This window comes from Mesorhizobium sp. M0621, assembly GCF_040320745.1.
In the GTDB taxonomy this organism is placed as follows: domain Bacteria; phylum Pseudomonadota; class Alphaproteobacteria; order Rhizobiales; family Rhizobiaceae; genus Mesorhizobium.
The window spans coordinates 63,238-70,128 of the sequence record NZ_JAMYQF010000036.1 but is presented as its reverse complement, the minus strand read 5'-3'; the positions used below and the strand labels follow the sequence as shown (position 1 = coordinate 70,128).

At 62.0% G+C, this 6,891-nt stretch carries 4 protein-coding genes; all 4 read left to right on the top strand.

Features of this window, described 5'->3' with window-relative positions:
* Positions 1 to 287 precede the first annotated feature (287 nt).
* The 4 genes from NKI38_RS22535 (at position 288) to NKI38_RS22520 (ending at position 6,857) form a co-directional block, all read left to right on the top strand.
* Positions 288 to 2,099, top strand: a complete 1,812-nt coding sequence (locus tag NKI38_RS22535) for an acyl-CoA dehydrogenase (RefSeq protein WP_352660830.1) — start codon at positions 288 to 290, stop codon at positions 2,097 to 2,099.
* 114 nt (positions 2,100 to 2,213) lie between these two features.
* Positions 2,214 to 3,383: an acyl-CoA dehydrogenase family protein gene (locus NKI38_RS22530; protein WP_352660828.1), complete on the top strand. Its 1,170-nt coding sequence runs from the start codon at positions 2,214 to 2,216 to the stop codon at positions 3,381 to 3,383.
* A 31-nt stretch (positions 3,384 to 3,414) separates the two neighbouring features.
* Entirely contained in the window at positions 3,415 to 4,623 is a 1,209-nt protein-coding gene (locus tag NKI38_RS22525; RefSeq protein WP_352660825.1) for an acetyl-CoA C-acetyltransferase, read from the top strand.
* Positions 4,624 to 4,637: 14 nt separating this feature from the next.
* On the top strand, positions 4,638 to 6,857 hold the full coding sequence (locus NKI38_RS22520) for a 3-hydroxyacyl-CoA dehydrogenase NAD-binding domain-containing protein (RefSeq protein ID WP_352660822.1): 2,220 nt from the start codon (positions 4,638 to 4,640) through the stop codon (positions 6,855 to 6,857).
* Positions 6,858 to 6,891: the final 34 nt, after the last annotated feature.

Sequence of the window (6,891 nt, the reverse complement as noted above, 5' to 3'; positions counted from 1 at the left end):
GATCCATCACTACGACCCCGCATCGCAAATCACTCCCGTTGTCAGACGAAAGTGAATCACAAAACAAAGCCAAACGCGACTTTTGCAGCAGCCTGTTAGACGCTGGCTTGCGCTCTGCCGCGCGGCTACGCTCATTGCCGCAATGGGCGGGAAATCTTGTCGCATCGAAAAAATTGACGTTTACGCAAACGTCAATTTTTGCTATCCCGCTTCCAACATGGGTCCGCATGCCGCCCCTGGCTTGTCTTCGGGGCGTGCGGACCGGGTTTGCAGGGTGGAGAAAAAGCATGCCGACATACAGGGCTCCGGTCCAGGATACGCTGTTCGTGCTCAACGAGGTGCTGGGTTATCAGCGCTATTCGAACCTTCCCGGATTTTCCGACGCGACGCCCGATGTGCTCGAAGCGATCCTCGCCGAAGGCGCCAAGCTTGCCGAAAACGTCATGCACCCGCTGAACCGTGTCGGCGACATGGAAGGCTGCGTGCGTCATGACGATGGCTCGGTGACGACGCCCAAGGGCTTCAAGGAGGCCTTCGACCAGTATCGCGAGGGCGGCTGGATGGGATTGGCCGCACCGGTCGAGTTCGGCGGCCAGGGCTTGCCCTATGCCGTGCACACCGCCGTCGCCGAATACATGGTCTCGGCCAACATGTCGCTGATGATGTATCCGGGCCTGACGCAAGGTGCGATCGCGGCAATCATCACCCACGGCACCGACGAGCAGAAGGCCCGGTGGCTGCCCAGGATGATCGAAGGCGCCTGGACCGGCACCATGAACCTGACCGAGCCGCATTGCGGCACCGATCTCGGCCTGCTGCGCACCAAGGCGGTGCCGAATGGCGATGGCACCTACAAGATATCGGGCCAGAAGATCTTCATCTCGGCCGGCGAACACGACATGTCGGACAACATCGTTCATCTGGTGCTGGCCCGCATCGAGGGCGCGCCGGAAGGCGTCAAGGGCATCTCGCTGTTCATCGTGCCGAAGCTCATGCTCGACGCATCGGGCAATCCGGGCGCCAGGAACACCGTCTCCTGCGGCTCGATCGAGGAGAAGATGGGCATCCACGGCAATTCGACCTGCGTCATGAATTATGATGAGGCGCAAGGCACGCTGCTCGGCGAGGCCAGTGGTGGCCTGAAGGCCATGTTCACGATGATGAACGAGGCGCGCCTCGGCGTCGGACTGCAGGGGCTTTCGCTGTCGGAGATCGCCTACCAGAACGCCGTTGCCTACGCCAAGGACCGCCTGCAGGGCCGCTCATTGTCGGGGCCGAAGGCGCCGGACAAGAAGGCCGACCCGATCATAGTCCATCCGGACATCCGCCGCAGCCTGATGACCATGAAAGCCTTCAACGAGGCTGGCCGCGCACTGGCGCTGTGGACGGCGATCAAGTCCGATGTCGCCCACCGCTCGGGTGACGACAAGGATCGTCAGGCCGCCGACGACTACACCGGCCTGATGACGCCGGTCGTCAAGGGCGTGCTCACCGACAAGGGCTTCGACCACGCCGTCATGGCGCAGCAGGTGTTCGGCGGTCACGGCTATATCGAAGAGCATGGCATGAGCCAGTTCGTGCGCGATGCCCGCATCGCCATGATCTATGAAGGCGCCAACGGCATCCAGGCGCTCGACCTCGTTGGCCGCAAGCTCGGTTTGAATGGCGGCCGCGCCGTGCAAGCCTTCTTCAAGGAAGTTGGCGAATTCTGCGAGGAGAACCGCTCCGACGAGAAGATGGCGCCGTTCACCAAGGCCTTGAAGAAGGGTCTCAACGATCTGCAGGCCGCCACCATGTGGCTGGTGCAGAACGGCATGGCCAAGCCCGACAATGCGGGCGCCGCCTCGACCGACTACATGCATCTCTTCGGTCTCGTGGCGCTCGGCTACATGTGGGCGCAGATGGCCAAGGCGGCACTTGGCAAGACGGGCGCCAATGGCACTCAATCCTCTTATGAAAACAAGGTGGCCTTCTACGACAACAAGGTCGTGACGGGGCGCTTCTTCATGGAGCGGATCATGCCGGAGACATCAGCTCATCTCGCACGCATTTCGAGCGGCGCGGACACGCTGATGGCACTGCCGGCGGAAGCGTTCTAAAGATGGTTCCCCTCCCCCTTGAGGGGAGGGTGGCCCGAAGGGCCTAGTGGGGTCCTGCGTAAGCGCACCGACCTCAACTCTGAAGATGCGCTCTGGGAGGAGTATCATACCAGCATGACCAACCCAGCCGAAATCCTTGGCCTTCCCAAACCCGCCTGGGCGGCGGACGAGGTCGGCATGCTCTACGACATGGCGCACCGCTTCATGTTGGAAGAGATCGCACCGCGCTACGACGAGTTCGAGAAGAACGAGATGGTCGATCGCGAAAGCTGGCTGAAGGCCGGTGCGGCCGGTCTGCTCTGCGCTTCGATGCCCGAGGAATATGGCGGCTCGGGCGGTACCTTCGCGCATGAGAGCGCCATCATCGAGGCCATCGGCCATGTCGGTGTCGATGGTTTCGGCATCGGCCTGCACAACTCGATCGTCGCCCCCTACATCCTTCATTACGGCTCCGAAGAGCAGAAGAAGAAATGGCTGCCGAAGCTAGCGACAGGCGAGCTGATCGGCGCCATCGCCATGACCGAACCCGGCGCCGGTTCCGACCTGCAAGGCGTCAAGACGCGAGCGCAGCAGGATGGCAATCAGTACAAGATCAACGGTTCCAAGACCTTCATCACCAATGGCCAGCTTGCAAACTTCATCATCGTCGTCACCAAGACCGATCCGGAGAAGGGCGCCAAGGGCACCTCGCTGATCGTCGTCGAGACCGATGAGGTCGAAGGGTTCGAGCGTGGCCGCAACCTCGACAAGATCGGCTTGAAGGCCAACGACACGTCGGAACTGTTCTTCAACGATATGCGCGTGCCGACCTCCAATCTGCTCGGCCATGAAGAGGGGCAGGGCTTCGTCCAGCTGATGCAGCAATTGCCGCAGGAGCGGCTGCAGATCGGCACCGGGGCGATCGCCATGATCGAACGGGCACTGGCGCTGACCATCGACTACGTCAAGGAGCGCAAGGCGTTCGGCAAAGCGATCATCGATTTCCAGAACACCCAGTTCAAGCTGGCCGAACTCAAGACCGAAGCCACCATCGGTCGCGTCTTCTACAATGATTGCGTCACCCGCCACATCGCCGGGGGCCTCGATCCCGTGACCGCGTCGATGGCCAAATACTGGCTCAGCGACCTGCAGGGAAAAGTCGTCGACGAATGCCTTCAATTGCATGGGGGCTATGGCTACATGAATGAATATCCGATCGCCCGCATGTTCCGCGACGCCCGCGTCCAGCGCATCTATGGCGGCACCAACGAGATCATGAAATTGCTGATCGGACGTTCGCTCTGAGCCGCGTTCGATAAACCCAAGGAGCAAAACGATGGCCGAAGCTTATGTCTATGACGCCGTGCGCACGCCGCGCGGCAAGGGCAAGAAGGACGGATCGCTGCACGAGGTGCCGGCGGTTCGGCTTGCCGCCAAGACGCTCGAAGCGTTGCGCGACCGCAATGGGCTGGACACCGGCACTGTCGACGACATCATCTTCGGCTGCGTCGATCCTGTCGGCGAGGCGGGCTCGGTCATTCCGCGCGCCGCCGCCTTCGAGGCCGGCTACGACACCAAGGCGCCTGGCATGCAGATCTCGCGCTTCTGCGCTTCGGGGCTGGACGCCATCAATTTCGGCGCCGCCAAGATCGCGCAAGGCGCAGACGAGATCGTCATCGCCGGTGGCGTCGAATCGATGTCGCGCGTCGGCATGGGCGCCTCCGGCGGCGCCTGGTTCATGGATCCCTCGGTCGGCCTGCCCGGCTGGTTCGTGCCGCAAGGCATCTCGGCCGACTTGATCGCCACCAAATACGGCTTCAGCAGAGACGACGTCGACGCCTATGCGGTCGAGAGCCAGAAGCGTGCCGCTAAATCCTGGGCCGACGGCCGTTTCAAGAAATCCGTCATTCCGATCAAGGACCAGAATGGCCTGACCATCCTCGATCATGACGAGCACATGCGACCGTCGACCGACATGCAGTCGCTGGCCTCGCTCAATCCGTCCTTCGTCATGCCTGGCGAAATGGGCGGCTTCGATGCCGTTGCCGTGCAGAAGCATCCCGAGGTCGAAGAGGTCAACCACGTCCACCATGCCGGCAATTCGTCCGGCATCGTCGACGGCGCCGCAGCCGTGCTGCTCGGTTCGAAGAAAGCCGGCAAGGCGATGGGGCTGAAGCCGCGCGCCCGCATCCGCACCTTCGCCAACATCGGTTCGGAACCAGTGCTGATGCTGACCGGTCCGGTCGACGTCACCGAAAAGCTGTTGAAGCGCGCCAAGATGAAGCTGTCGGACATCGACCTGTTCGAGCTCAACGAAGCCTTCGCCTCGGTGGTGCTGCGCTACATGCAGGCGTTCGATATTCCGCACGACAAGATCAACGTCAATGGCGGTGCCATCGCCATGGGCCATCCGCTCGGTGCCACCGGCGCAATGATCTTGGGCACGGTACTGGACGAACTCGAGCGTCGTGATTTGAACACCGCCTTGGTGACGCTGTGCATCGGCGCCGGCATGGGCACCGCAACGATCATCGAACGCGTCTGACGGGGAGAGAAACGATGAGCTACACCAATTTCACCCTCGACATCGACGCCGACGGCATTGCGCTGGTCACCTGGGACATGCCGGGCCGTTCGATGAACGTGTTCACCGAGGAAGCGATGCGGGAACTGAACGCCATTGTCGATCATGTGGCAGGTGACGCCGCCGTCAAGGGCGCGGTGATCACCTCCGGCAAGGACACCTTCTCCGGCGGTGCGGACATCACCCTGCTGCAGAAGATGCTGACCACCTTCGCCGTTGAAAAGGGCAAGGACGCCGAAAAGGCCACCAAGGCGCTGTTCGACAATGCCGGCATGATGACCGGCCTGTTCCGCAAGTTAGAAACTTGCGGCAAGCCATGGGTTTCGGCAATCAACGGCACCTGCATGGGCGGCGCCTTCGAGATGTCGCTGGCCTGTCACGGTCGCGTCGCCGCCGACAGCGACAAGGTCAAGATGGCGCTTCCCGAGGTGAAGATCGGCATCTTCCCCGGCGCCGGCGGCACCCAGCGCGTGCCGCGGCTGACCGATCAGCAGCAGGCGCTGCAGATGCTGACCTCGGGCCAGACCCTGTCGTCGCAGAAGGCGAAGTCGATGGGCCTGATCCACGAGATCGCCGAGCCGGCCAGGCTGGTCGAGGCCGCCAAGACGATGATCAGGAATGGCCTGAAGGCGGTTCAGCCGTGGGACGAGAAGGGCTTCAAGCTGCCCGGTGGCCAGATCTATTCGCCCGCCGGCTTCAATCTGTGGCCGCCGGCCATCGCCATCCTGCGTCGCGAGACCTATGGCAACTATCCAGCCGCCGCCGCGATCCTCAAATGCGTCTATGAAGGCCTGCTGGTTCCGTTCGACACCGCCTTGCGCATCGAGCAGCGCTATTTCACCGAGATCATGCAGACCAGGGAAGCGGCGGCGATGATCCGCTCGCTGTTCGTGTCGCTGCAGGAACTGAACAAGGGCGCCCGCCGCCCGGCCGGCGTGCCGGAAACCAAATTCAAGAAGATCGGCATTCTCGGCGCCGGCTTCATGGGCGCCGGCATCGCCTATGTCACCGCCAAGGCCGGCATTCCGGTGGTGCTGCTCGACCGCGACATGGAGTCGGCCGCCAAGGGCAAGGCGCATTCCGACAGCCTGATCTCGGATCAGGTGAAGAAGGGCCGCGCCAAGCCGGAGGACAAGGACAAATTGCTGTCGCTGATCACGCCGACGGCCGACTATGCAGACCTTGCCGGCTGCGATCTGGTGGTCGAGGCGGTGTTCGAGGATTCGGCCGTCAAGAAGAGCGCCACCGAACAGGCTGAGGCCGTGTTGAAGCCATCGGCGATCTTCGCCTCGAACACCTCCACCATCCCGATCTCGGCGCTGGCCAAGAATTCGGCGCGGCCGAAGAACTTCATCGGCATCCACTTCTTCTCGCCTGTCGACAAGATGATGCTGGTCGAGATCATTTTGGGCAAGAAGACCGGCGACAAGGCGCTGGCCACTGCGATCGATTTCGTCCGTGCCATCAAGAAGACGCCGATCGTCGTCAACGACACGCGCGGCTTCTATGTCAATCGCTGCGTGCTGCGCTACATGTCGGAAGCCTACAAGATGCTGATCGAAGGCGTTCCGGCGCCGATGATCGAGAACGCTGCGAAAGCCGTCGGCATGCCGGTCGGGCCTTTGGCGCTGACCGATGAGACGGCCATCGACCTTGCCCAGAAGATCATGAAGCAGACCATCAGGGACCTCGGCGACAAGGCGGTCGATCCGAAGCAGATGGCGCTGATCAACACCATGGTCGACGACCATGGCCGCTTCGGCCGCAAGAACGGCAAGGGCTTTTATGACTATCCGGCAAAGCCCGCCAAGAAGAAGCTATGGCCGGGGCTCAAGGAGCTTTATCCGCAGCTTGCACCCGAAAAGGTCGACTATGAGGAGCTGCAGCAGCGGCTGCTGGTCACCATCGCGCTGGAAGCAGCCCGGGTGATGGAAGAGGGTATCGTCACCGACCCGCGCGAGGCTGATGTAGGCTCGATCCTGGCCTTCGGTTTCGCGCCCTACACTGGCGGTGCGCTGTCCTATATCGACGGCATCGGCGCCAAGGCGTTCGTCAAGATCGCCAAGAGCCTGCAGAAGAAGTACGGCGCCGAGTTCAAGGCGCCCAAGCTGCTGCTCGATATGGCCGAGAAGGGTGAGAACTTCTATCAGCGTTTCGATCCCTATGCGAAAGGCGAGACGAGAAAGGCGGCGTGAGCCAACCTTGGACTGTAGACAAGATGGTGGCTCG